Origin of the sequence: Variovorax sp. J2L1-78 (assembly GCF_030317205.1) — a bacterium.
Classification (GTDB): domain Bacteria; phylum Pseudomonadota; class Gammaproteobacteria; order Burkholderiales; family Burkholderiaceae_C; genus Variovorax; species Variovorax arabinosiphilus.
On record NZ_JASZYB010000001.1, the window covers coordinates 2,416,314 to 2,438,585 of the forward strand.

Genomic DNA, 22,272 nt, shown 5'->3' on the forward strand with positions numbered 1-22,272 from the left:
GTTCATCAGTCGAGCCCTCCGGCGGCATTCAGGTTGGCGCGGATGCCCGACACATAGGTGCCGAAGCGGTCCGTGTTGATCATGTCGAGCGAGCGCGGATGCGGCAGGTCGACATCGACGATCTGCGTCACGCGGCCCGGCCGCGGCGACATCACGACCACGCGATCGCCCAGGAAGACCGCCTCGGGAATGCTGTGCGTCACCAGCATGATGGTGGCGCCCGTGCGCTCCTTGAGCTTGTGCAATTCGAGGTTCATGGTCTCGCGGGTCATGGCGTCGAGCGCGCCGAAGGGCTCGTCCATCAGCAGCAGCATCGGGTCGTTGACGAAGGCACGCGCGATGCCGACGCGTTGCTGCATGCCGCCCGACAGTTCGCCCGGGTACTTGGTCGCGAAGTTCTCCAGACCCACCAGCGTCAGGTAGTGCATGGCACGTTCGGTGGCCACCTTCATGTCGCGACCCTGAATCTGCGCCGGCACCAGAACGTTCTGCAGCACGGTGCGCCAGGGCAGGAGCACCGGCGCCTGGAACACCACGCCGATGTCGCGGCTCGGTCCCGTGACCGCCTGGCCACCCAGCGACACGGTGCCGCTGCTCGCACGCTCCAGGCCCGCCAGGATGCGCAGCAGCGTGCTCTTGCCGCAGCCACTCGGCCCGACCACGGTCACGAATTCACCCTGGCGCACATCGAAGCCGACGTCGCGCAAGGCAATCACATCGCCGCCGTCTTTCGAGCGAAACACCTTCTGCAATCGGTGGAAGCCGAAGGCCGGCGCCTCCACCTGCGGGGGGGTCCATGGCATGTTCATGCGTGCTCCAGTTCCTGGAATTCCTTCTTGATGGTCTCGATGAAGACCGCCGCGATCGGGCTGGGCGTGCGGCCCTCGCAGGTGCAGATGGTCATGCGCTGGTGCTTCACCCGGGAGTCCTTGATGGGCACATAGCGAAAGCCCGGCATGTCCGCGCTGTCGCCCGGGCGAGCGTTGACCAGCGTGATGGCCATGCCGGTCTCGGCCACCGAACGCATCATTTCGTACGAGTTGGTGACCAGCACCTCGCGCGGCTCGATGCGCGCCCTGGCGAACATCTCGTCCTGATCGCGCTTGGCGCTGATGGTCTGGTCGGGCATCGCCAGGCCGTAGGCGGCGCAGTCGGTCAACTTGACCGTTGCGAGCTGTGCCAAGGGGTGATGCTTGGCCACCATCACGCAGGTTTCCAGCGTGCGTTCGTACACATGCTTCACGCGCAACGAGGGCGGCGGGTTGAAGGTCACGGCCACGTCGAGTTCGTCGCGGCCGACCAGTTCGAGGAGCTTCGTCGTCGGCGCCACTTCGACCTGGTAGGTGACACCGGGATAGCGGTCGTTGAAGCGGCTCAGGATGCCCGGGATCACCTCGCGGACGAAGGTCTCGACGACACCCAGGCGAACGTGGCCCTTGCGCAGTCCCTTGAGCGCCTCGATCTCGGATCGCACGCGGTCGAGCTCGTGGTCGACGTGCCGCGTATGCCGCATCAACAGTTCGCCCGCCGCGGTGAGCCGCAGCACCGTGCGGCCCGGCCCACGTTCCAGCAGCGGCGCGCCGAGCTCTTCTTCGAGCAAGGCGATCTGCCGGCTGATCGCTGAGGCCGCCACGAACAGTCGCTCGGCCGCGGCGCGGATCGAACCGGCGCGCACGACTTCCGCGAAGTAGCGCAGGGAGACGGCCGTGATCATCAGGCCGCCAGTGCCGGCGCGTCGACCCACGGCGCGGCATCGCGGTCGTAGGCATCGATGGCGGCCAGCGCGGCATCGCGCTGCGCAGCTGGCATGAACGCCGCGATGAAGCTGTTGCGCGCCAGGGCCACCAGCGCCTGCCGGCTCAGGCCCAGTGCGGCCTGGCAGGCGATGTAGTTGTCGTTGACGTAGCCGCCGAAGAACGACGGGTCATCGGAGTTGACGGTGACGCAGAGCCCGGCGTCCATCAACCTCTTCAACGGATGAACGTCCATCGACGCCACGACCTTGAGCTTGAGGTTCGACAGCGGGCACACGGTCAGCGGAACCTGCCGCTGCGCCAGCACCCGCAGCAGTGCCGCGTCGTCGAGGCTCGAATTGCCATGGTCGATGCGCTGCACATGGAGCAGTTCGATCGCCTCGCGCACATAGGCGGCGGGCCCCTCTTCGCCCGCATGTGCCACTACCTTGAAGCCGCGCTCGCGGCACCGCCGGAAGAACTCGACGAACTTCGACGGCGGGTTGCCGACCTCTGCGCCACCCAGCCCGAAACCGAGCAACCGGTCGGCCCAGGGCCTGGCCGCATCGAGCAAGGCCAGTGCCTCTTCCTCGCTGCGATGCCGCTGGGCCAAGAGGATCAGGCCGCTGGTGATGCCGTCTTCGCGCCGGGCCGCATCCATGGCAGCGAAGGTGCCCTCGAGGACCGTGCCCAGGGCCACGCCGCGCGCCGTGTGGCCCTGCGGCCCGAGAAAAAGTTCGGCATGCAGCACGCGGTCGGCGTGCGCGCGCATCAGGTACTCGCGCGTCACGTCCTGGAAGTCGGCCGCATGCACCAGCACGCGGCAGCCGTCGTAGTACAGGTCGAGAAAGGACTGCAGGTTGCGGAAGCTGTAGGCCTCGCGCAGTTCGGCCTCGGTCTTCCAGGCGATCGGCACGTTGTTGCGCTTCGCCAGCGCGATGAACAGCGCCGGCTCGATGGAGCCTTCGATGTGCATGTGCAGCTCGGCCTTCGGCAGGCCGGCAATGAATTGCGCTGGCGTCATACGCCAGCGCAGGCCTTGGCGGCGTCGATGACGGCCTGGTGGTCGAAGCGGTTGATGGCGTCGACAAAGCCCGGCTTGTTGATCAGCAGCGACTCGGGCGCGACGGTGCGCTTGATGGTGCCGTCCTTGAGCATGAAGTCCTGCATGCGACCATAGGCGGCCGGGTCCATCGCACCGATGCGCTTGCCGCCGTTCATCTCGAAGGCGCCTTTCATCGACTGCAGCTGCGCGTCGAGCAGGCGCATGTCCCAGCTGACCAGCGTGGCTTCGTCGGCACCGGTGGGCTTGGTGCTGGGGTAGTTCTTCCAGTGCAGCTTGAGCGCGCACATCGGGTTGGTCTGGACGAACAGCGTCGCCTTGGCAGCGCCGCGCGAGATCGCCTCGACCATGGCCGGGTCGGCGTCGATGGTCTTCTGCAGCGTGCCGAAGGTGAAGTCGGGCAGCGCGCGCCAGGCCGGGTCGAACAGCACGCGCATCTTGGTGCCCGCATTCTGGAAGCCGGCGAGTGCCGAGCCCCAGAACATCAGCGCCTGCACGCGGTCGCTCTTGAGTGCTTCGAGGGCGGGCGCACCCGCGCCGGTCGCGATGATCTGCACGTCCGAGTCGGGGTTGATGCCGTTCGAACGCAGGTAACCCTTGAGCAACGGCACGCCACCGGTGCCGAGGCTGAAGATCCCGATCTTCTTGCCCTTGAGGTCGGCCACGGTCTTGATCGGGCCGTCCTGCATCACGCCGACGCCCCAGTCGATCACCCCGGTGCCCATGAGGCCACGCACCGCGACGTTGTTCTCGGTGTTGGCCTGGATCAGGCCGGTCGAGTTCAGCTGCGCGAAGTCGACCGCGCCGCCGACCATCTGCTGGATGCCCTGCAACGACCCACCCACGGTGATGACCTTGACGTCGTAGCCCTCGTCACGCCAATAGCCCAGGACGATCGGCAGCGTCAGCCAGGGGTAGGTGACGTTGAGCACTTGCGTGCCCACGGCAATGGTCACGGTCTTGAGCGGCTTGGTCGGTGCCTGCGCCGAAGCCTGGAAGGCAGTGACGGCGGCCAGACACAGGAGCACGAAAGCGCGAAACCCTGAGAAACCGGAGAGGCGGCGTGAAGACATGTGCATGGATCCGTAGGCTGGAGATCGATCGGAGCGGCAAAGTTAGCAGGCACCGAATGATTCCTAAAACACCCGTTTCAGCGGTCTATGCGCACATTTTTGGAACATAGGACGCCTGCGACGACGCGACTGCAAGGCGCATGCCCGGGGTGTTGCCGCGACGCGCGTTCGTCGCTCCACGCCAAACGAAAAAGCCCGCGACCTTGCGATCGCGGGCTTGTTCTCATGCCGGCAAGCCGGCGCGGCGATTACAGCGCGTTGGTGCGGGTCGCGTTGCGTGCATCGGCACGCACCGCGGCGCGGTCGATCTGGCTACCACCGACCGACAGCACGCCGGCCGAAGCGACTTCACCGTAGATGTTGCCTTGGCGTGCGGTCTGCACGGCCTGGCTGCGCACCGTGGCGCGGTCGGCGCTGGCCGTCAGTGCGGGAGTCACACCGGCGAACGACGCTTCCGAGAACACGTCACCGGCACGGGCCGTGGCGCGGGCTTGTGCGTCCACGTCGGCGCGGCTGGCCACTGAGTTCACGGTGAGCACGCCGTCGTACGTTTCGGCTTGGGCGCCCACGGCGGCCAGGAGGGACAGGGTTGCTGCGGCGATGATCTTCGAGGTCTTCATTTCGTTTCTTTCAAGAGGTTGGATGATTTCGAACCGGTATCGGGGGCACCGCCTTCGTGGCGGCCACCGCTCGGTGCCTAGCTCACCCAGAACAGCGTCTTCAACTTGTTGTGTTCGCTGCTCTGTTGGATGAATTGTGCGCCGGCAACTAGGTGAAAACCCTGTCGAAAATGAACCGCGCTGTTCACACCAGCGAAACAATGGCGCGCCCTTGACCTACAGAACGGCGCAATCGACCGCGGGCGAGATGCCGCGCGTCAGCATCCGTCCCGCGCGTGCCAGCACCCTCGTCTCGCCGCCGCGGTAGGCCTGCCGTCCGTTCACGAAGACGTGCACGATGCCCACGCTCACCCCATGCGGCTGGTCGTAGGTCGCGGTGTCGGACACCGTCTCGGGGTCGAACACCACCACGTCGGCCATCGCACCCACGCGCAACAGGCCCCGGTCCGCGATGCGCAGGTTGCGCGCGGTCATGCCGGTCATCTTGTGGATCGCCTGCTCCAGCGTGAACAGCCGGCGGCCACGCCAGTAGCGCGCCAGCACCCGCGGGAAGGCGCCCCACAGGCGCGGATGCGGATGGCGGTCGTGCGGCAGTCCGTCGCTGCCGATCATGGTCAGTGGGTGCGCGATCACACGTTCGACATCTTCCTCGTGCATCTGGAAGTAGCAGGCGCCGCCGGGCTTGAGCCGCGTGCAAGCCTCCTGCTGGCTCACGCCCCACTCGCGCGCGATGTCGGAAATCAGGCGCCCGGTCATCTGCGGATGCGGGTCGGACCAGGTCAGCAGCACGTCGATCACGCCGTCGACCAGGTCCTCGCGCAGCACGGTGGAGCCCGCCACGTAGGGGTAGACGTCCATCGAGATCTTCTGCCGCTGCGCGAGCGCCTCGATCAGCGGCAGCGTCTCTTTCGTGCGGCCCCAGTTGGCCGGGCCGGCGCACTTGTGGTGCGAGATCACGAGCGGCACGCCCGCGGCGAACGCCGTGTCGCCGGCCTCGTGCATCGCCTCGATGATCTGCTGCATCTCGCTGCGCAGGTGGGTCGCGTACACGCCGCCATGCCGGGCCACCACGCGTGCGAGCGCCGTGACCTCTTCGGCGGGCGCCGCCATCGCCTCTTCGTAGAACAGGCCGGACGACAGGCCGTGTGCGCCCTGGGCCATGCAGTCGTCGAGCAGCGCCGCCATGTGCGCCCGTTGCGCCTCGTCGGCCGGCCGATCGAGCGCATCCATGGCCGCGAAACGCAGCGTGGTGTGGCCGACCAGCGCGGCGACATTGAGCGCCGGCTGGCTCGCGGCGACCGCGGCGCGGTATTCGGCCATGGTCGCGTACTGGAACGAATCGCCGCCCAGCAGCGTGAGCGGCGGCTTCGACTGCACCGTGCGGTACGGCGCCAGCGAGATGCCGCAGTTGCCGGTCACCACCGTGGTGATGCCCTGCGACACCTTGGGCAGGCACAGCGGATCGCGCAGCACGATCGCATCGTCGTGGGTGTGGGCGTCGATGAAGCCCGGCGCGATCACCCGGGCCGTGCAGTCGACCACCTCGACATCGGCAAGGGCAAGGCCGTGCGGCAGCCGATGGCGCAGGCCTTCGCCCAGCGCGACGATGCGGTCGTCCCGCAGCAGCACGTCTCCGGGCCAGCTTGGGCCGCCCGAGCCGTCCACCACCAGGCCCGCTTCCAGCAAGATCGCTTGCGTCATGGCGCGTCCTCCACATCGCCCGTGCGGCCGCTGACCACGCCGCCACCGTCCCAGCTCTGCAAGGGGAACTTCGTCGCGTCGATGCCGTGCCGCTGGAAGGCCTCCCGCGCGCGCTGCAGTCGCTGCATGGCCGGCTCGCCGCAGCGCTGCGCGACCAGCACGGTGAGGATCTCGATCACGGTGAGATGCGTCAGGTAGGCATCGATGCCCACGTGCATCACGGCATCGTCGGGCACCGACAGCGCAATCAGAAAGTCGGCCTTGGCGGCCAGCGGCGTGCCCGGCCGCGTGATGGCGATCACCTTCGAGCCCTGAGCCCGCGCGATGTCGACCGCGTCGAGTAGCGAGGGCATGCCGCCCACGTGCGTGATGGCGATCACCACGCCGCCCGGCCGCTGCGCCGCGCCGGCGACCTGCTGCAGGTGGTAGTCGGCCCAGGCGTTGGCCGAGATGCCGAGGCGGAACAGCCGCGCCTGCAGATCGTTGGCCATGAACCAGGACGTGGCGCCCGCGCCGTACAGGTCGACGTGCGGCGCCGCCACGATGGCGGCCACCGCGCGGTCGAGCACGGCCATGTCGAGCTGGTTGCGCACGCCGGCCACCGAGGCCGCCGCGCTGCGCGCGATCTTCGACACCACCTCGTCGGCCGTGTCCTCGATGTTCACGCGGCGGTGCAGCGGCGAGCCGCCGAGCGCGAGCTCCTGCGCCAGCGCCAGCTTGAATTCGCGCAGGCCCGCGAAGCCCAGGTCGCGGCAGGTGCGCATGATGGTGGGCACCGAACTGCGCGAGCGCTCGGCCAGGAACTCGAAGCTCTCTTCGAGCACACGGTCGGGGTCCTCGAGGATCAGGTCGAGGATCGCGCGCCGCGTGGCGGGCGCCTTCGCACGGATGTCGGCGATCTTCTGGAGCAGGGAGGGCGTCATCGCGTCCCGATCAGAAGTGCATGGCGACGGCGTCGCTCACGCGGTAGTCCTGCTCGACCACCGGCATCCAGTGCCACTTGTCGAAGGTGGTGCATGGGTGCGAGATGCCGAAGCCGACGCGTTCACCGACCACCGGGGCCAGGGCCTCCTCGCTCGCATCCCAGCGCAGGTAGCCGTGCTGGTCGTTGAGTGCGCTGATGTGCCAGCCCGGCGGCACGGCCGAGGTGGCGGTCGCCCCCCGCGCGGCGCGCGCGATCGGCACCGGCATCGACAGGTCGAAGGAGATGTCGCGCTTGCCCATCGCGACGATCGCCAGGCCGGGCTCGGGGCGCGACTGCACCGTCGCCCAGATCTCCATCGCGGCGCGCAGGCTCTCGCCCAGTTCGCAGCCCAGACGCGCATCGATCGGCACCTGGAAGCGCTGGTAGGTGCCATGGTCGTGCGTGACGTAGCAGCCCGAGCGCAGCAGGCCGCGCACCGGCTTGCCGATCGCCGGCGCGAGCCGGGCGGAAACGAGGTCGTAGATGGCGGAGCCACCGGCCGACACCAGCACCTCGTCGCACTCGAACCAGCCATTCGCCACCGCCTCGCGGGCGACGGCGTCGACCCGGTCCATCAGCGTGTCGGTGTAGGCGCGGTCGGCTGCGCTGTCGGCGGTGGCGCCCTGCCCTTCGTAGCATTCGATGCCGACCAGGCGCACCGCGGTGCTGGCGTGGGCGGCACGCGCCACCTCGATCGCCTGCGCGTGCGTGCGAACGCCGGTGCGCGCGCCGTCGACGCCGATCTCCAGCATCACCTCGAAAGGCACGCTGTCGGCATGGCGCACGGCCCAGTCGTCGATGAGCGCGAGCTGCGCCACCGAATCGATGAGAAAGACGATGCGCAGCCCTTCGTGCGCGCGCAACAGCAGCTGGATGCCGCCCAGGTCCTCGTCGCTCACCACCTGGTTCGCGATGAGCGCGTGGCGCGCGCCGGCTGCCACGCCGACCGCGAGCTGCGTCACCGTGGCGAAGGTGATGCCCCAGGCACCGGCGTCCAGCTGGCGACGGAACAGTTGCGGCGACATGGTGGTCTTGCCGTGCGGCGCGAAGTCCACGCCCCACGCCCGCACGCGCGCCTGCATCCACGCCACGTTGTGCTCCAGCGCCTCGCGCTTGAGCACCGCGAGCGGCAGCGGCAGGTCGCCGGCCAGCACGTTCCAGCCGGCCTGGCCGACCTCGCTGCGGCGGCGTGGCGCCTGGGTGCGCGGGTAGCCCTTGTGGCCGCTGCCGAGCAGCGGGTCGAGAAAGTCGGAAGTCTGGGTGTGGGTCATAGGTATGTCAGTTATCCATTGCGCTGCGCGCCACTCACAGCCGATGAGACCGGCGCGGCCGGATGCCAGGGCACCCGCGGAACTGGCTTTGCCAGGCCGCTGGGTGCGCCCCCTTGAGGGGGAGGCGCCGCAGGCGCATCGGGGGTGGGTTTCATCTCAGGCGATGGCGGTCGAAAGCAGTTCCTTGCGGATGCAGGCGCTATGGTGCCCGGGGGCGATCTCGTCGAGCGGGGGCACGGTCTGTGCGCACGCCTCGATCGCATGCGGGCAGCGCGTGCGGAACACGCAGCCCGAAGGCGGCGCGATGGGGCTGGGGATGTCGCCCTGGAGCGCGACATGGGTGGTCGGCACCAGCGGGTCGGGCTTCGGGCTGGCGGCCAGCAGCGCCTGCGTGTACGGGTGCGAAGGCCGCGCAAAGAGTTCTTCGGTGGTCGCGACCTCCATCACCTTGCCGAGGTACAGCACGACCACGCGGTCGCACAGGTACTCGACCACGTCGAGGTCGTGCGAGATGAAGAGCATCGTCAGGCCGAGGCGCTCGCGCAGGTCGGCCAGCAGGTTGATCACCTGCGACTGGATCGACACGTCGAGCGCCGACAGCGGCTCGTCCGCCACGATGAATTCGGGCTCGACCGCGAGCGCGCGCGCTACGCCGATGCGCTGGCGCTGGCCACCGGAGAACTCGTGCGGGAAACGGCTCGCATGCTCGGGCCGCAGGCCCACGGTCTCCAGCAGTTCGGCAATGCGCTTGTCGCGCGCCACGGCGCCCTTGTGCAGGCCATGGGTCGACAGCGCCTCGCCGAGGATCGCGCTGATGCGCATTTTCGGGTTCAGGCTCGCGTACGGGTCCTGGAAGATGATCTGCAGCTTGCTGCGCAGCTTGCGCATCTGCTCGCCCGAGAGCTGGCCGATGTCGTCGCCGCGGTAGCGGACCTCGCCGTCGGTGCAGTCGAGCAGGCGCAGCACGGTGCGGCCGATGGTGCTCTTGCCCGAGCCCGATTCGCCGACCAGGCCCAGCGTCTCGCCGGGCTGGATCGCGAAGGACACGTCGTCGACGGCGCGCACCGGGCGGTCGCCCTTGCCGAAGTATTTCTTGAGCCGGCGGACTTCGATGAGAGGGACGGTGGACATGGGGGCGTGAGGGGCGTTGTTCTTGTCGTCGGGCTCAGGCGGCCTGCGGGAGTCGGTCGGCGGCGGCGGGCACGCGGATGCAGCGCGCCTCGCGGTCGGCCTGCGTGGCGATCAGCGGCGGCATCGCGTCGCGGCAGGCGGGCAGCGCCTGGTCGCAGCGCGGTTCGAAGGCGCAGCCCGGCGGCGGCGCCAGCGGGCTCGATACCTGGCCGCGGATCGCGAACAGGCGCTTGGGCCGCGGCTGGCCGCGCACATGGGCCTTGCCCGGCAGGCAGGCCAAGAGGCCCTGCGTGTACGGATGCTCGGGCGTGGCGAACAGCGGCCGCACCGGTGCGCGCTCGACCACACGGCCCGCGTAGAGCACCACGACGTCGTCCGCATGGTGCGCGACCACGCCGAGGTTGTGCGTGATGAACAGGATGCTCATGCCGGTCTCGGTCTGCAGCCGGCGCATCAGCGCGAGGATCTGCGCCTGGATCGTCACGTCGAGCGCGGTGGTGGGCTCGTCGGCGATCAGCAGCGTCGGGTCGCAGGCCATGGCCAGCGCGATCATCACGCGCTGGCGCATGCCGCCCGAGAGCTGGTGCGGGTACTCGTGCAGGCGCTGCGCAGCCGCGGGGATCTCCACCAGGTCGAGCATGCGCTTGGCATGCGCGAGGGCCGCCGTGCGGTCGAGCCCCTTGTGCAGGCGCACGCTCTCGGCAATCTGCTCGCCGATTTTGAAGACCGGGTTCAGGCTGGTCATCGGCTCCTGGAAGATCATCGACAGCTGGTTGCCGCGCAGCGAGCGCATCTCGCGTTCGCCGATGCCCAGCAGGTCGACCGTCCTGCCTTCGCGCGTGACGAAGTCGGCCCGGCCGCTGACCTGCGCGTTCGCGGTCTTGGGCAAGAGGCGCATCAGCATGAGGCTGGTGACCGACTTGCCCGAGCCCGACTCGCCCACCAGCGCTGTCGTCCTGCCGGGCTGGATCGAGAAGCTCACGTCGGCGACCGAACGCACCAGGCCGTCCTCGGTGGGGAAGAAGGTGCTCAGGTGGCTGACCGTGAGACGCGGCGTCATGGGGGCGGAGGTCATCACGAGGTCTTCTTGAGCTTGGGGTCGAGCAGGTCGCGCACGCCGTCGCCCAGCAGTTGCAGCGACAGCGCGGTGAAGATGATCGCCAGCCCCGGGAACAGCACCACCCAGAAGGCCTGGCTCGCGTACTGCTGGCTGCCCGCGACCATCGTGCCCCAGGTCGGGATCTCCGGCGGCACGCCGACGCCAAGGAAGGACAGGCCGGCTTCGGCCAGGATCGCGTAGGCGAAGATGAACGACACCTGCACCAGGATCGGCGACATCAGGTTCGGCAGGATGTGGCGCCACAGGATGCGCGAGGTGCGCACGCCCAGCGCCCGCACCGCCTCGACGAAGAGCAGCTCGCGCACCACCAGCGTGGACGCCCGCACCACGCGCGCGACGCGCGGCGTGTAGACCAGCACCAGCGCCAGCACCGTGTTGCCGAGCGACGGCCCGAGGATCGCGACCAGCGCGATCGCCAGCAGGATGTCGGGGAAGGCCATCATCGCGTCGACCACGCGCATGAGCGGCGTGTCGAGCCGGCGGAAGAAGCCGGCCATCAGGCCGAGCACGGTGCCGGCGACCACGGCGCCGATCGCGGTGAGCGCGGCGATCGACAGCGAATAGCGCGCGCCGTAGACGATGCGCGCATACAGGTCGCGGCCGAGCTCGTCGGTGCCCAGCAGGTGTTCGGCGCCCGGCGCCTTCAGGCGCTGCAGCACGGCGGTGTCGTTGGGGTCGGCCGAGGCGAACAGCGGTGCGCCGACGGCCGCCACCACGATCACCAGCAGCACCAGCGCGGACAGCATCACGATGCGGCGGTGCATCAGTTGGCGAAGCATTCTTGGCATGTGCATGTCGACGCCTTCAGAGCTTGACGCGTGGATCGACCACCGCGTACAGCAGGTCGATCGAGAAGTTGATGAGCACGTAGATGGCTGCGATCACGAGCAGCGCACCCTGGATCACCGGGTAGTCGCGGCGCAGCACCGCATTGACCACCAGGTTGCCGACGCCGGGCAGGCCGAACACCGTCTCGGTGATCACCGCGCCGCCGATCATCAGCGCGATGGTCAGGCCCAGCACCGTGACGATCGGCACCAGCGCATTGCGCAGCGCGTGCTTGAGCACCACCACGCTTTCCGACAGGCCCTTGGAACGCGCGGTGCGCACATAGTCCTCGCCCAGCACGTCGAGCATCGAGGCGCGCGTGAAGCGGATGATCAACGCCGAGTTCAGCAGGCCCAGCACGGTCGCCGGCAGCACCAGCGCATGCAGACGCTCGGCCAGCGGCGCCCCGGGCGCGCCGTAGCCCGACACCGGGAACCAGCCGAAGGACACGGCGAAGATCTGGATGAGCACCAGCCCCAGCCAGAAGCTCGGAATGCTGGCGCCGAGCATCGCGATGCCCGTGAAGAGCTGGTCGACCGCACGGCCGCGGAACACCGCCGACACGATGCCGCAGGGCAGGCCGATCAGTGCGGCGATGCCCACGGCCATCAGTGCGAGCAGCGCGGTGGGCTCGGCGCGTTCCCACAGGGCCTGGGTCACCGGACGCTGCAGGAAGATCGACGTGCCCAGGTTGCCCTGCAGCACCTCGCGCAACCAGTAGCCGAACTGCAGCGGCAGCGGCTTGTCGAGGCCGTATTCCTTCTGCACCCGCGCGATGTCCGCCGCCGTGGCCTGGTCGCCCAGCAGCACCGAGATCGGGTCGCCCGACGCCGCGCGCGTGAGGATGAACACCAGCACCGCGACGATGGCGAGCACGACGAGCATGCCGAAGGCACGCGAGGCGATGTAGCGCAGCATGGGGCAGGCTTACTTGATCTTCGCGTTCCAGAAGAACGGCCAGGTCGCGGGCTGGTAGTTGTCCAGGGCCGGGCTCTTGGCCGACAGGCCGTTGAACTTGCCCACGTTCACGTAGGGCACCTCGTCGTACACCACCTGCTGCACCTTGCCCCACAGCGCGCCGCGCTTGGCCGGGTCGCTCTCGACATTGAAGGCCTGCAGCGCCGCCTTCTTGGCGGGCGTGTCCCACCAGCCCGGCGCGCCGTCGCCCAGTTGCGGCGGCGAGAGCATCGGCTCGGGGAACTGGCCCGAATGGGTGACGTAGACGTCCCACAGCTTCGAGTCGTTGCGGCGCTGCACCAGCGTCGCCCAGTCGACGACGTTCAGCTCAACCTTGAAGCCGGCGCGCTTGAGTTGCTCGGCCATCAGCAGCGACATGTTGTAGTGGAAGTCGTACTGGCGGCTGGTCAGCACGCGGATCGGCTCGCCCTTGTAGCCGGCCTTGGCCGCGGCCTCCTTGGCCTTCGGCGCATTGCGCTGGTTGTACAGATCGCCGCCCGCCGTCGAATAGAAGGGCGAGCCCTTCGGGAAATGGTTGGCCTCGGCCGTGAAGAAGCGCGTGTCGCCGAAACCGGCGGCCAGCATCTCGCCCTCGCCCATCGCGGTCTGGATCGCCTGGCGCACGGCCTGGCTGGCGGCCACGCCTTCCTTGGTGTTGAACACGATGTAGGGGAAGCCGAAGGACGGCGTGAGGATCGGCACCGTCTTGCCACCGGACTTCTCCAGGCGCGGCAGGGCTTCCACCGGCAGCAGGTCCGCGAAGTCGTACTGGCCGGCCAGCGCACCTTCGACGCGGGTGCTGGCGTTGGGCACCGGCACGAAGCGCAGTTCCTCGATCGCGGCCTCGCGCTTGCCGCCGTAGCCGCTCGCGGGTTCCTTGCGCGATGCGTACTTGTCGAAGCGCGTGAGCAGCACGTACTGGTCGGGGCGGCGCTCCTTGAACTTGTACGGGCCGGTGCCGACGAAGTCCTTCAGCGGCTGCGCGATCGACTCCTTCGCCATGATCGCGGCCATGCCGCTGGGCAGCGCCAGCTGCGACAGCAGCGGCGCATAGGGTGCCTTCAACACGATCTCGACCGCCAGCGGGCCCTTGGCCTGGAGGCTCGCGATTTCCTTGCCCACGGCCTTGCCGCGCGGCGACTGCTCGATCCAGCGCTGCAGGCTCGCCACCACGTCGTCGGCGGTCAGCTCGCGGCCGCTGTGCAGCATCACGCCCTTGCGCAGCGCGATGGCGTAGGTCTTGCCGTCGGCCGAGATCTTGGGCATGGCTTCGGCCAGCATCGGCACCACGTTCCACTTGGCATCGAAGGTGTAGAGCGTCTCGTAGACGTGCTGCATGATGGTTCCGACCAGGTCGGCGGTGGACGCCATCGGGTCGAGCGTCTGGGGCTCGGCGACCATCGCCAGCGTGGCGAAGTTGCGCGGGGCCTGGGCCTGGGCCGGCGCCACGGCGCACAGCGCGGCCACGAGGGAGGCACCCAGCACGACGCGTCGGCGCAGCGCGGGAAGGTGGACAGAGGCACGGTCGATCATGGGGAGCTCCTTCAAGAGGTCAGGCGGAGAGATTGAAATTTACTTTCTCTTTTCACCGACTCTGAAGCATCAAGCATGCCAAATCATCCGTGATTACCCGCTATTCCTCGGCGTCACTGAAATATACTTTCAAACACATCCCGGCTGAGTCCTTGGCCGATGCCTTTTTCGTCCCTGCCACTGGAGCCCGCATGCCCCTCGAATACCTCGGTGCCGAACCCACCACCTCCGACCGCCAGCCGCGCCCCTTCTCGCCGGCCGTGCGCGCAGGGGACTTCATCTATGTATCGGGCCAGGTCCCGGCCGATGCCAACGGCGAGATCGTCGTCGGCGGCATCGAAGCGCAGACGCGCCAGGTGATGGAGAACCTCAAGGCCGTGCTGGCGATGGCCGGCGCCACGCTCGACGACGTGTGCAAGAGCACCGTCTGGCTGCAGGACGCGCGCGACTTCGGTGCGTTCAACCGCATCTACATGGGCTATTTCGGTGCCGGCAAGCCCGCGCGCTCGACCACCGAGGCGCGGCTGATGGTCGACGCGAAGGTCGAGATCGACGTGGTGGCCTACAAGCCGAAGAACTGAAGAAGGCGCGGGTGCGCCACGGCACCGGCCTTACAGCACCTTCTTGACGATCTGGCGGTCGTTCACCATCCAGTCGGCCGTCTTGAAGAACGAATCGCGCAGGCGCGCACGCAGCGCCTCGTCGACACCGGTCTCACCCATCGCCTGGTCCATGCAGGCCAGCCACTGATCGCGCTCGGCGAGGCCGATGGTGTGGCCGCCGATGCTCTGCGGCAGATGGCGTGCGCGCAGCATCGGGTGGCCGAAGCGGTCGGTGTAGTGCTGCGGGCCGCCGAGCCAGCCGCACAGGAACCAGAAGAGCCGCTGGCGCGCGTTGTCGAGCGTGTTGCCGTGCACCGCGCGCAGGCGTGCGTACGCCGGCTCGAGGTCCATCAGGTCGTAGAAGCGGTCGACCAGCGCCTGCACGGCGGGCTCGCCGCCGATCCATTCGAAGGGGCTGTCGACGGGGGGCTTGTCTTGGATCTGCATGCGCCGATTGTCGGCGCAGGCGCCATCCCTTATTTCGCGTTCGGGAAGAACAGCTGCTCGCCGCCGATCTTGTAGCTCGCGATGGTCGACTGCCCGGCCGGCGACGTCACCCAGTCGACGAACTTCTGCGCGTCGGTGCTGTTGAGGTTGGGGAATTTGGTCGGGCTCACGACCATCACGCCGTACTGGTTGAAGAGCCGCTTGTCGCCCTCGACCACGACCGCCAGGTCGGCCCGGTTCTTGAAGCTCAGCCAGGTGCCGCGGTCGGCCAGCACGTAGCTGCCGTTCGAGGCCGCGATGTTCAGCGCCGGGCCCATGCCGCAGCCGCATTCCTTGTAGCCGCTGCCCTTCTTGTCGTTGGGCACCGGCTGGCCGGCATCGGCCACGCCGGTCTGCGTCCAGAGGCGGCGCTCGGCGGCGTCGGTGCCGCTCTTGTCGCCGCGCGAGACGAAGGGCGCGTTGGCGCCGGCGATCTTCTTGAGCGCCGCGACGATGTCGTTGCCCTTCACGCCGACCGGATCGTTCTTCGGCCCGATCAGCACGAAGTCGTTGTACATGACGGGCAGCCGCTTCGCCGCGAAGCCTTCGGCGACGAACTTCTCCTCGGCCGCGGTGTCGTGCACGAAGAGCACATCGGCATCGCCGCGCCGGGCCATGTCGATGGCCTGGCCGGTGCCCACGGCCACGACCTTGGTGTCGACGCCGGTCGCCTGCTTGAAGGCCGGCAGCAGATGCGAGAACAGGCCCGACTGTTCGGTCGACGTGGTCGAGGCCATGGTGAGGGGGCCGGCCTGGGCCGCGGCACCGAAAGAGACGAAGGACACGAAGGCCACGGCAGCAGCCACTGGGCGCAGCGCGCGCCGGAGGGATTTGAGGGTCATGCGAGTTCTCCTTTGACGAACAGGTGGGCCGCTTCCGGCAGCGGCCCGTGAAAGAAATCGTGTACCGGCAGGTCGGCCACCACGCGGCCCTGCTCGAGGTAGACGACGCGCGTGGCGAGCCGCTTGACCTGCCCGAGGTTGTGGCTGGCGAAGATCAGCGTGCGGCCCGCGGCGGCCTCGGCGATGAGCGCCTCGACCTCGCGCTTGGCGGTGGGGTCGAGGCTGGCCGTCGGCTCGTCGAGCAGCAGCACCTCCGGGTGCAGCACCCAGGCACGCGCGAGCGCAAGTCGCTGCTGCTGGCCGCCCGAGAGCGTGCGTGCGTTGCGCGCAGCGAGCTCGGTCATGCCGACGCGGCCCAGCGCCTCGAGCGCCGCCTGCCGGGCCGCACGCCAACCGCCGCCGCGCAGCCAGAGCGCGAGCGCGACATTGGTCGCCACGCTCGCGCGCAGCATGTGCGGCCGCTGGAACAGCATCGCCTGCCGTGAACGCGGCGCGCGTTGCAGCATCGCGCCCGATGCATGCGGCACCAGGCCGTGCAGCAAGCGCAGCAGCGTGCTCTTGCCGCTGCCGTTGGCGCCGATCAGGGCGACGCGTTCGCCGGCGCCGATCGACAGCGTGGCGCCGCGCAGCGCCGGCACATGGCCGAAGCGCACCTCGACGTCGTGCAAGGCGAACAGCGTTTCGCCCGGCCGCAGATCGCTCATGCGATTTGCCCCCCACGCATCGCCTCGGCCACACCGCCGTCGGCGCGCTCGCGCCAGCCGCGCAGCGCCGCGATCGCGAGGTTGAGCACCAGCACCACCAGCAGCAGCACGATGCCCAGCGCCACCGCCAGCGGCAGGTCGCCCTTGCTGGTCTCCAGCGCGATGGCCGTGGTCATGACGCGCGTGAAGCCGTCGATGTTGCCGCCCACCACCATCACCGCACCCACCTCCGACACGGCGCGGCCGAAGGCGGCGATCAGCACGGTGATCAGCGCGTAGCGCTCGTCGGCGGCGATCAGCAGCGAGCGGAGCAGCGGCCTGGCGCCGAGCGAGCGCAGCTGCTCGCCGTGCCCGCGGTCGGCGTCCTCGATGACCTGGCGCGTGAGCGCGGTGACCATCGGCAGCACCAGCACCGTCTGCGCCAGCACCATGGCCTTGAACGAGAAGAGCCAGCCCAGGAAGCCCAGCGGCCCCGAACGCGACAGCAGCAGGTAGATGACGAGGCCCACCACCACCGAGGGCAGTGCGAGGAAGGTGTTGAGCACCGCCAGCACCACCGCGCGGCCCTGGAAGCGCGCCACGGCGAGCCAGGCGCCGAGCAGCAGGCCGACGCCGCAGGCCAGCACGCAGGATGTGGCGCTGACGGCCAGCGAACGGCCGACGATGGCGAGCAGCACCGGATCGGCGGACGCGATCAGGTGAGCAGCGGCTGTGACGCTGTCAGTGAATGTATTCATCGTGGTGCGGGGCGAGTATCGGGTTGCGCAACCGCCAACCTATGCACGCCCTTGCATAGGTGGATGCGCATAATCGCGCCGCAGAACGACACGCCCTCTTCTCTTCTTTTCCCTCGTGCACCCCATCGAACTTTCCTACGCCATCGCCCCGCGCCGCAGCGGCCGCGCCATGGTGCGCAACCCGCTGATGACGCTGCTGCAGGCCGTGCGCGACCACGGCTCGATCTCTGCGGCAGCGCGTGCGGTCGGTCTGTCGTACCGCCATGTGTGGGGCGAACTCAAGCGCTGGGAAGAGACGCTGGGCCACGCGCTGGTGATGAGCGAACAGGGCCAGCGCGCGCACCTCTCGGAGTTCGGCGACAAGCTGCTGTGGGCCGAGCGCCAGGCGCAGGCGCGGCTGGCCCCGCAGATCGAGGCGCTGCACGCCGAGCTCGAACGCGCCTTCGCAGTCGCCTTCGACCCGCGCACGCATGTGCTCAGCCTGCAGGCCAGCCACGACGACGCGCTGGCACTGCTGCGCACGCAGGCGGCCGGTGCGCGGCTGCAGCTCGACATCCAGTTCACCGGCAGCGTGGACGCCATCCGCGCACTCAACCAGGGCCGCTGCGTGATGGCAGGCTTCCACACGCTCGAGGAGCCGCCGCGCGGCTCGCTGGCGCAGCGCACCTACCAGCCGCTGCTCAAGCCGGGGCAGCACAAGCTGATCGGCTTCGCGCGGCGCACGCAGGGGCTGATCGTGGGGGCAGGAAACCCGCTGGCGCTGCGCTCGCTGGGCGACGTGGTGCAGCGCCGCGCCCGCTACGTGAACCGCGCCATCGGCACGGGCACGCGGCTGCTGTTCGACGAGCTGCTGGCCGGCGCGTCGCTGTCGCCCGAAGACGTGGAGGGCCACGACCGCATCGAGCCTTCGCACGCCGCCGTCGCGCATGCCGTGGCCTCGGGCGAAGCGGAAGCGGGCCTCGGCCTCGAATCGGCCGCGCGCGAAGCGGGCCTGGGCTTCGTGCCGCTGGTGCGCGAGCGCTACCACCTGGCTTGCCTGAAGGACGCGCTGAAACAGCCGGCCATCAAGGCGCTGCTGACCGTGCTGCGCGGCGCGCAGTGGCAGCACCAGCTGGGCACCCTGCCCGGCTACAAGAGCGTGGCGAGCGGCGAGGTGCAGTCGCTCAGCGCGCTGCTGCCGTGGTGGACCTTCAAGGACCGCAAGCCCGCCGCTTGATTCGCGGCCGGCTCGCGCCTATTCCGCAGCCTGCCGCAGCGTCGCGACCACCGGCCGGCGCAGCACCTCGCGCAGGCCCCACCAGCCCGCTGCCAGCGCCAGCACCGCGCCAGCCAGCGCACCGGCGACCGGCACCCACAGCGATGCCGTCCAGGTGAAGTCGAACACGTAGCGCGCCAGGCCCCAGCCGATCGCCGACGCGGCGATGCTCGCGAGGAAGCCCGCCAGCAGCCCGACGCCGGCGAGTTCGGCACGCTGCACCTGCCGCAGCAGCGACGCACGCGCGCCGACCGCGCGCATCACCGCGAATTCGCGGGCGCGCTCCTCCCGCGTGGCCGTAACCGCCGCGAACAGCACCACCAGGCCGGCCGCCAGCGTGAAGCCGAAGAGGAACTCCACCGCGCGGATCACCTGGTCAAGCACCCGCTGCACCTGGCCGATGGTCGCGCTCATGTCGACGTTGGTCACGTTCGGGTAGGCGCGCACCAGCGCGTTGTCGAAGCCCTTGGTCTCGGGCGCGCGGAAGGCGCCCATGTAGGTCACCGGCACGTCGGGCAGCTCGGCCACCGTGTACATCACGAAGAAGTTGGCGTGCAGCGACCCCCAGTCGACCTTGCGCAGCGAGGTGATGCGCGCGTCGTTCTGGATGCCGCCGATGTCGAAGCGCAGCGTGTCGCCCAGCTTCAGGCCCAGCGTCTCGGCCAGCCCGTCTTCCACGCTCACCTCGCCCGGTGCGTTGGGCGTCCAGGCGCCGGCGGTGATGCCGTTGTGCGGCGGTGCCTCGGCGGCGTTGCTCAGGTTGAACTCGCGGTCGACCAGGCGCTTGGCGCGGTCTTCGGTGTAGTCGTCGGGCGAGACGGGCTTGTCGTTGATCGCGACCAGGCGGCCGCGGATCATCGGGTACCAGTCGAACTTGTTCACGCCGCCATCGCGCAGCGATTTCTGGAAGGCCTCGCTCTGGTCGGGCATCACGTTGATGACGAAGCGGTTGGGCGCATCGGGCGGCGTCGCGCGGCGCCAGCTCGACACCAGGTCGGTGCGCAGCAGCACCAGCAGCACCAGCGCCAGCAGGCCGACCGCCAGCGCGCTGACCTGCACCACCGCGTACACCGGCCGCGCCGAGATCTGCCGCGTGGCCAGCACCAGCCAGCGCGGCGCCGTCGTCTCGTTGACGCTGCGGCGCAGCACCTTCACCGCGACCCAGCTCAGCACCGCGAACACCGCCACTGCGCCCGCGAAGCCGCCGACCGCGATCAGCCCCAGCTTCAGGTCGCTGCTGGCCGCCAGCAGCATGGCGACGAAGCCGAGCGCGCCGATGCCCAGCACGGCGAGCGACGCCGGCTTGAGCCCGCCGACGTCGCGCCGGATGACCCGTAACGGCGGCACGCGCGCGAGCTGCAGCACCGGCGGCAGGCCGAAGGTGAACAGCAACACCAGCCCCATGCCCAGCCCGAAGGCCACCGGCCACAGCGTGGGCGCGGGCAGCGCCGTTTCGACCAGGCCGGCCAGCAGCAGCACGAAGGCGTAGTGCACGCCGAAGCCGATCGCCACGCCCAGCCCGCTCGCCACCAGGCCGACGATGAAGAACTCGAAGGCGTAGGCGCCGGCGATGGTGCGCTGGCTCTGGCCCAGCACACGCAACATGGCGCAGTCGTCGAGGTGGCTGGCCGCGAAGCCGCGCGCCGCCAGCGCCACCGCCACCGCGCTCAGCAGCGCCGCGAGCAGCGCCACCAGGTTGAGGAATTTCTCGGCGCGGTCGAGCGTCTGGCGCATCTCCGGCCGGCCGCTCTCGAAGGATTCGAGCCGCGCGCCGCGCAGCTCGCCGCGCTTGAGCGAGGCATCGGCCCAGTCGCTGAAGCGCTTCACCGCGCCCTCGTCGCCCGCCACCGCGAAGCGGTAGTTCACGCGGCTGGCCGGCTGCACGAGCCCGGTGCGCGCCACGTCGGCCTGGTTGAGCATCACGCGCGGCGAGAAACTCGCGAAGCCGCCGCCCCGGTCCGGCTCCAGCGTGATCACGCGCGACACGCGCAGGCCGGTGTCGCCCAGCAGCAGCGTGTCGCCCACCTTCAGCCCTAGCGATTCGAGCAGCGATGCATCGACCCAGGTTTCGCCCGGCGCCGGCACGTCCCGCGTGGCCTGGCCGGGGCCGTCGCTCGTCGTCGCGACCTGCACGCTGCCGCGCAGCGGGTAGCCGGTGGTCACCGCCTTCAGTGACACCAGCTTGCTCGCCCCGCCCTGCGCGTCGGAGGCGCGGGCCATCGTCGGGAATCCGTAGGTCGACGTGGTCTCCAGGCCCAGCGACCGGGCGCGCTCGACGAAGGCCGGCGGCGTCGGGTTGTCGCTGGCCAGCACCGCGTCGCCGCCGAGCAGCTGCCGCGCATCGCGCTGCAACCCGCCCTTGAGCCGATCGGCAAAGAAGCCGACGGCCGTGAGCGCGGCGACCGCGAGCAGCACGGCAACGATGAGAAGCCGCAGCTCGCCAGCGCGCAGATCGCGCCAGAGGGTGCGCCAACCGAGGCGGAGGGAGGAAGTCATGGGTGGACGATAGCCGAGGCGGGGTGGGCTTTCGGTTTTGGGGTATTGGTACCCATCCACACCTTTTCGGGATATAGAGATCCTTGATCAGTTTGCCCCTTCAATTTGGGCCTGAAGCAGTTTGCTGGCATATCCGCCGCTTCCTCCCGATATCAATCCTCACGGTCCGGCATCTTGCGGTCACTCGGCAAGACTGCATCGCACCTAATCCCCGAGACCGGAGCGCGATCTAGTCCGAACCGTGTCCGTGGTTGATACAGATGACCAACGCCAAGGACCAGTTGCGGAACGCTTGATCGCAGTGGCGACCTGGAGGGGGTCTGCAAGTGGCCCGTTTGGCCCCACCCTGTCCGCTGTAAGGAACCACGGCCTCGAAGCCAGTCCTCGGATCTAACTACCCCAGAGCTGACAAATGAAGCTGCGGTGGCACACGCGGTCCAATCCCGACATGTGGCATCCTTGTTGGGTGAATCAACGCTCAAGTAGAAACACCACTCCGACTGCGGCGATTTTGAACACGCCGCCCATGGATCCCGCAACTGCATACGAGCTCCTTATGGGAAGCGTTCAAGGTCGCCTCTCACTTCTCAATGGCGACATCCCGGACGAAAGCGTGTTGTACCGCGCCGAACGCTTCGCATTGCACGTCAGAAAGATCGTTGAAGCCGTGTCGTTCGCGGCTTTGAGTGCAACGGAATTCAAAAACGGTCAACTACTCCAGCAACGCACCAAGGATGCGAGCCAGGTTCTTGCTTGGCTCGACCAGAAAAAGCTGCTGCGTCTACCTGAGGCCCAAAGAGTAACTCGTTCTTCCAACCCTCTCTACGGGGCTGTTTGCGAAGGTAATTCTTCGAAAAATCTTGGCGTGCCAGAGTTGCAGCGAATGTTTTCGCGTGCGAGCTCATTGGTTCATGAACGACACCCAGAACGTCTGTCTCAAGAAACCATAAAAGACGAACTGCAGAAGCTCGAGAAAGACGCACAGGCCCTCCGTCATTGGTTATGGAGCCACATAGTTTTTTTTGGTGGCAGTGGCTTTCTGCTGCAAATGGGAATGTTCGGCACCTTGAGTTTTATGACGATGCTGACGCGTGAGAACGGGTTGAGCGAGACCAAAAAAGTAGCCGTCAAGCCGTAGCGGCATGACTGGCCTCAG

At 68.6% G+C, this 22,272-nt stretch carries 21 protein-coding genes; 3 read left to right on the forward strand and 18 right to left on the reverse strand.

The features are described 5' to 3' along the window. Nucleotides 1–5 precede the first annotated feature (5 nt). The 13 genes from QTH86_RS11445 to QTH86_RS11505 all read right to left on the reverse strand — a co-directional run bounded on the left by QTH86_RS11445 (nucleotide 6) and on the right by QTH86_RS11505 (nucleotide 13,994). A complete protein-coding gene (locus QTH86_RS11445) occupies nucleotides 6–809 on the reverse strand; it encodes an ABC transporter ATP-binding protein (protein ID WP_286644566.1) in 804 nt (267 codons plus the stop codon). Continuing rightward, complete coding sequence (locus QTH86_RS11450) at nucleotides 806–1,714, reverse strand: LysR family transcriptional regulator (RefSeq protein ID WP_286644565.1); 909 nt, start codon at nucleotides 1,712–1,714, stop codon at nucleotides 806–808. Before QTH86_RS11450 ends, QTH86_RS11445 begins: the two co-directional genes overlap by 4 nt. Beyond that, a complete protein-coding gene (locus tag QTH86_RS11455) occupies nucleotides 1,714–2,757 on the reverse strand; it encodes an adenosine deaminase (RefSeq protein WP_286644564.1) in 1,044 nt (347 codons plus the stop codon). The genes QTH86_RS11450 and QTH86_RS11455 overlap by 1 nt, the downstream gene beginning before the upstream one ends. Then, on the reverse strand, nucleotides 2,754–3,869 hold the full coding sequence (locus QTH86_RS11460) for an ABC transporter substrate-binding protein (protein WP_286644563.1): 1,116 nt from the start codon (nucleotides 3,867–3,869) through the stop codon (nucleotides 2,754–2,756). The genes QTH86_RS11455 and QTH86_RS11460 overlap by 4 nt, the downstream gene beginning before the upstream one ends. A 248-nt stretch (nucleotides 3,870–4,117) precedes the next feature. Beyond that, entirely contained in the window at nucleotides 4,118–4,489 is a 372-nt protein-coding gene (locus QTH86_RS11465) for a helicase SNF2 (protein WP_286644562.1), read from the reverse strand. A 216-nt stretch (nucleotides 4,490–4,705) separates the two neighbouring features. Continuing rightward, entirely contained in the window at nucleotides 4,706–6,190 is a 1,485-nt protein-coding gene (locus QTH86_RS11470; protein ID WP_286644561.1) for an N-acyl-D-amino-acid deacylase family protein, read from the reverse strand. Further along, entirely contained in the window at nucleotides 6,187–7,113 is a 927-nt protein-coding gene (locus tag QTH86_RS11475) for a MurR/RpiR family transcriptional regulator (RefSeq protein WP_286644560.1), read from the reverse strand. The genes QTH86_RS11470 and QTH86_RS11475 overlap by 4 nt, the downstream gene beginning before the upstream one ends. A gap of 10 nt (nucleotides 7,114–7,123) precedes the next feature. Continuing rightward, nucleotides 7,124–8,425 carry an alanine racemase gene (locus tag QTH86_RS11480; RefSeq protein WP_286644559.1) on the reverse strand — a complete coding sequence of 434 codons (1,302 nt, stop codon included), beginning with the start codon at nucleotides 8,423–8,425 and terminating at the stop codon, nucleotides 7,124–7,126. A gap of 156 nt (nucleotides 8,426–8,581) precedes the next feature. Then, entirely contained in the window at nucleotides 8,582–9,556 is a 975-nt protein-coding gene (locus tag QTH86_RS11485) for an ABC transporter ATP-binding protein (protein ID WP_286644558.1), read from the reverse strand. 34 nt (nucleotides 9,557–9,590) lie between these two features. Continuing rightward, on the reverse strand, nucleotides 9,591–10,631 hold the full coding sequence (locus QTH86_RS11490; protein WP_286644557.1) for an ABC transporter ATP-binding protein: 1,041 nt from the start codon (nucleotides 10,629–10,631) through the stop codon (nucleotides 9,591–9,593). Further along, nucleotides 10,631–11,470, reverse strand: coding sequence for an ABC transporter permease (locus tag QTH86_RS11495; protein WP_286644556.1), 840 nt, complete (start codon nucleotides 11,468–11,470; stop codon nucleotides 10,631–10,633). Before QTH86_RS11495 ends, QTH86_RS11490 begins: the two co-directional genes overlap by 1 nt. A 10-nt stretch (nucleotides 11,471–11,480) precedes the next feature. Then, on the reverse strand, nucleotides 11,481–12,422 hold the full coding sequence (locus QTH86_RS11500; RefSeq protein WP_286644555.1) for an ABC transporter permease: 942 nt from the start codon (nucleotides 12,420–12,422) through the stop codon (nucleotides 11,481–11,483). Between the two features lie 9 nt (nucleotides 12,423–12,431). Further along, nucleotides 12,432–13,994, reverse strand: a complete 1,563-nt coding sequence (locus QTH86_RS11505; protein ID WP_286644554.1) for an ABC transporter substrate-binding protein — start codon at nucleotides 13,992–13,994, stop codon at nucleotides 12,432–12,434. A gap of 191 nt (nucleotides 13,995–14,185) precedes the next feature. On the opposite strand from QTH86_RS11505, the gene QTH86_RS11510 reads away from it, so the two are divergent. Continuing rightward, nucleotides 14,186–14,575, forward strand: coding sequence for a RidA family protein (locus QTH86_RS11510; protein WP_286644553.1), 390 nt, complete (start codon nucleotides 14,186–14,188; stop codon nucleotides 14,573–14,575). Nucleotides 14,576–14,605: 30 nt separating this feature from the next. Here QTH86_RS11510 and QTH86_RS11515 read toward each other — a convergent pair whose 3' ends face one another. The 4 genes from QTH86_RS11515 to QTH86_RS11530 are packed head-to-tail and all read right to left on the reverse strand — an operon-like array spanning nucleotide 14,606 to nucleotide 17,365. Continuing rightward, entirely contained in the window at nucleotides 14,606–15,043 is a 438-nt protein-coding gene (locus QTH86_RS11515; protein WP_286644552.1) for a group II truncated hemoglobin, read from the reverse strand. A gap of 29 nt (nucleotides 15,044–15,072) precedes the next feature. Next, nucleotides 15,073–15,924, reverse strand: a complete 852-nt coding sequence (locus tag QTH86_RS11520) for an ABC transporter substrate-binding protein (RefSeq protein ID WP_286644551.1) — start codon at nucleotides 15,922–15,924, stop codon at nucleotides 15,073–15,075. Continuing rightward, entirely contained in the window at nucleotides 15,921–16,628 is a 708-nt protein-coding gene (locus tag QTH86_RS11525) for an ABC transporter ATP-binding protein (RefSeq protein WP_286644550.1), read from the reverse strand. The genes QTH86_RS11520 and QTH86_RS11525 overlap by 4 nt, the downstream gene beginning before the upstream one ends. Next, entirely contained in the window at nucleotides 16,625–17,365 is a 741-nt protein-coding gene (locus QTH86_RS11530) for an ABC transporter permease (protein WP_286644549.1), read from the reverse strand. Before QTH86_RS11530 ends, QTH86_RS11525 begins: the two co-directional genes overlap by 4 nt. Nucleotides 17,366–17,480: 115 nt before the next feature. Between QTH86_RS11530 and QTH86_RS11535 the strand changes: the two genes are divergently transcribed. Then, entirely contained in the window at nucleotides 17,481–18,581 is a 1,101-nt protein-coding gene (locus QTH86_RS11535) for a substrate-binding domain-containing protein (RefSeq protein ID WP_286644548.1), read from the forward strand. 18 nt (nucleotides 18,582–18,599) lie between these two features. Here the strand turns inward: QTH86_RS11535 and QTH86_RS11540 are convergent, their stop codons facing one another. Further along, nucleotides 18,600–21,116 carry an ABC transporter permease gene (locus QTH86_RS11540; RefSeq protein ID WP_286644547.1) on the reverse strand — a complete coding sequence of 839 codons (2,517 nt, stop codon included), beginning with the start codon at nucleotides 21,114–21,116 and terminating at the stop codon, nucleotides 18,600–18,602. A gap of 526 nt (nucleotides 21,117–21,642) precedes the next feature. On the opposite strand from QTH86_RS11540, the gene QTH86_RS11545 reads away from it, so the two are divergent. Continuing rightward, nucleotides 21,643–22,254 (forward strand): hypothetical protein, encoded by a 612-nt coding sequence (locus QTH86_RS11545; protein WP_286644546.1) that lies wholly within the window; start codon nucleotides 21,643–21,645, stop codon nucleotides 22,252–22,254. Nucleotides 22,255–22,272 lie beyond the last annotated feature (18 nt).

Excerpts from the sequence above, each read along its gene's own strand:
- QTH86_RS11470 (WP_286644561.1), bottom strand. The coding sequence starts at position 6,190 with ATGACGCAAGCGATCTTGCTGGAAGCGGGCCTGGTGGTGGACGGCTCG.
- QTH86_RS11505 (WP_286644554.1), bottom strand. The coding sequence starts at position 13,994 with ATGATCGACCGTGCCTCTGTCCACCTTCCCGCGCTGCGCCGACGCGTC.
- QTH86_RS11510 (WP_286644553.1), top strand. The coding sequence starts at position 14,186 with ATGCCCCTCGAATACCTCGGTGCCGAACCCACCACCTCCGACCGCCAG.
- QTH86_RS11540 (WP_286644547.1), bottom strand. The coding sequence starts at position 21,116 with ATGACTTCCTCCCTCCGCCTCGGTTGGCGCACCCTCTGGCGCGATCTG.
- QTH86_RS11530 (WP_286644549.1), bottom strand. The coding sequence starts at position 17,365 with ATGAATACATTCACTGACAGCGTCACAGCCGCTGCTCACCTGATCGCG.
- QTH86_RS11450 (WP_286644565.1), bottom strand. The coding sequence starts at position 1,714 with ATGATCACGGCCGTCTCCCTGCGCTACTTCGCGGAAGTCGTGCGCGCC.
- QTH86_RS11485 (WP_286644558.1), bottom strand. The coding sequence starts at position 9,556 with ATGTCCACCGTCCCTCTCATCGAAGTCCGCCGGCTCAAGAAATACTTC.
- QTH86_RS11520 (WP_286644551.1), bottom strand. The coding sequence starts at position 15,924 with ATGACCCTCAAATCCCTCCGGCGCGCGCTGCGCCCAGTGGCTGCTGCC.
- QTH86_RS11545 (WP_286644546.1), top strand. The coding sequence starts at position 21,643 with ATGGATCCCGCAACTGCATACGAGCTCCTTATGGGAAGCGTTCAAGGT.
- QTH86_RS11460 (WP_286644563.1), bottom strand. The coding sequence starts at position 3,869 with ATGTCTTCACGCCGCCTCTCCGGTTTCTCAGGGTTTCGCGCTTTCGTG.
- QTH86_RS11475 (WP_286644560.1), bottom strand. The coding sequence starts at position 7,113 with ATGACGCCCTCCCTGCTCCAGAAGATCGCCGACATCCGTGCGAAGGCG.
- QTH86_RS11490 (WP_286644557.1), bottom strand. The coding sequence starts at position 10,631 with ATGACCTCCGCCCCCATGACGCCGCGTCTCACGGTCAGCCACCTGAGC.
- QTH86_RS11525 (WP_286644550.1), bottom strand. The coding sequence starts at position 16,628 with ATGAGCGATCTGCGGCCGGGCGAAACGCTGTTCGCCTTGCACGACGTC.
- QTH86_RS11445 (WP_286644566.1), bottom strand. The coding sequence starts at position 809 with ATGAACATGCCATGGACCCCCCCGCAGGTGGAGGCGCCGGCCTTCGGC.
- QTH86_RS11515 (WP_286644552.1), bottom strand. The coding sequence starts at position 15,043 with ATGCAGATCCAAGACAAGCCCCCCGTCGACAGCCCCTTCGAATGGATC.
- QTH86_RS11465 (WP_286644562.1), bottom strand. The coding sequence starts at position 4,489 with ATGAAGACCTCGAAGATCATCGCCGCAGCAACCCTGTCCCTCCTGGCC.
- QTH86_RS11500 (WP_286644555.1), bottom strand. The coding sequence starts at position 12,422 with ATGCTGCGCTACATCGCCTCGCGTGCCTTCGGCATGCTCGTCGTGCTC.
- QTH86_RS11455 (WP_286644564.1), bottom strand. The coding sequence starts at position 2,757 with ATGACGCCAGCGCAATTCATTGCCGGCCTGCCGAAGGCCGAGCTGCAC.
- QTH86_RS11480 (WP_286644559.1), bottom strand. The coding sequence starts at position 8,425 with ATGACCCACACCCAGACTTCCGACTTTCTCGACCCGCTGCTCGGCAGC.
- QTH86_RS11495 (WP_286644556.1), bottom strand. The coding sequence starts at position 11,470 with ATGCACATGCCAAGAATGCTTCGCCAACTGATGCACCGCCGCATCGTG.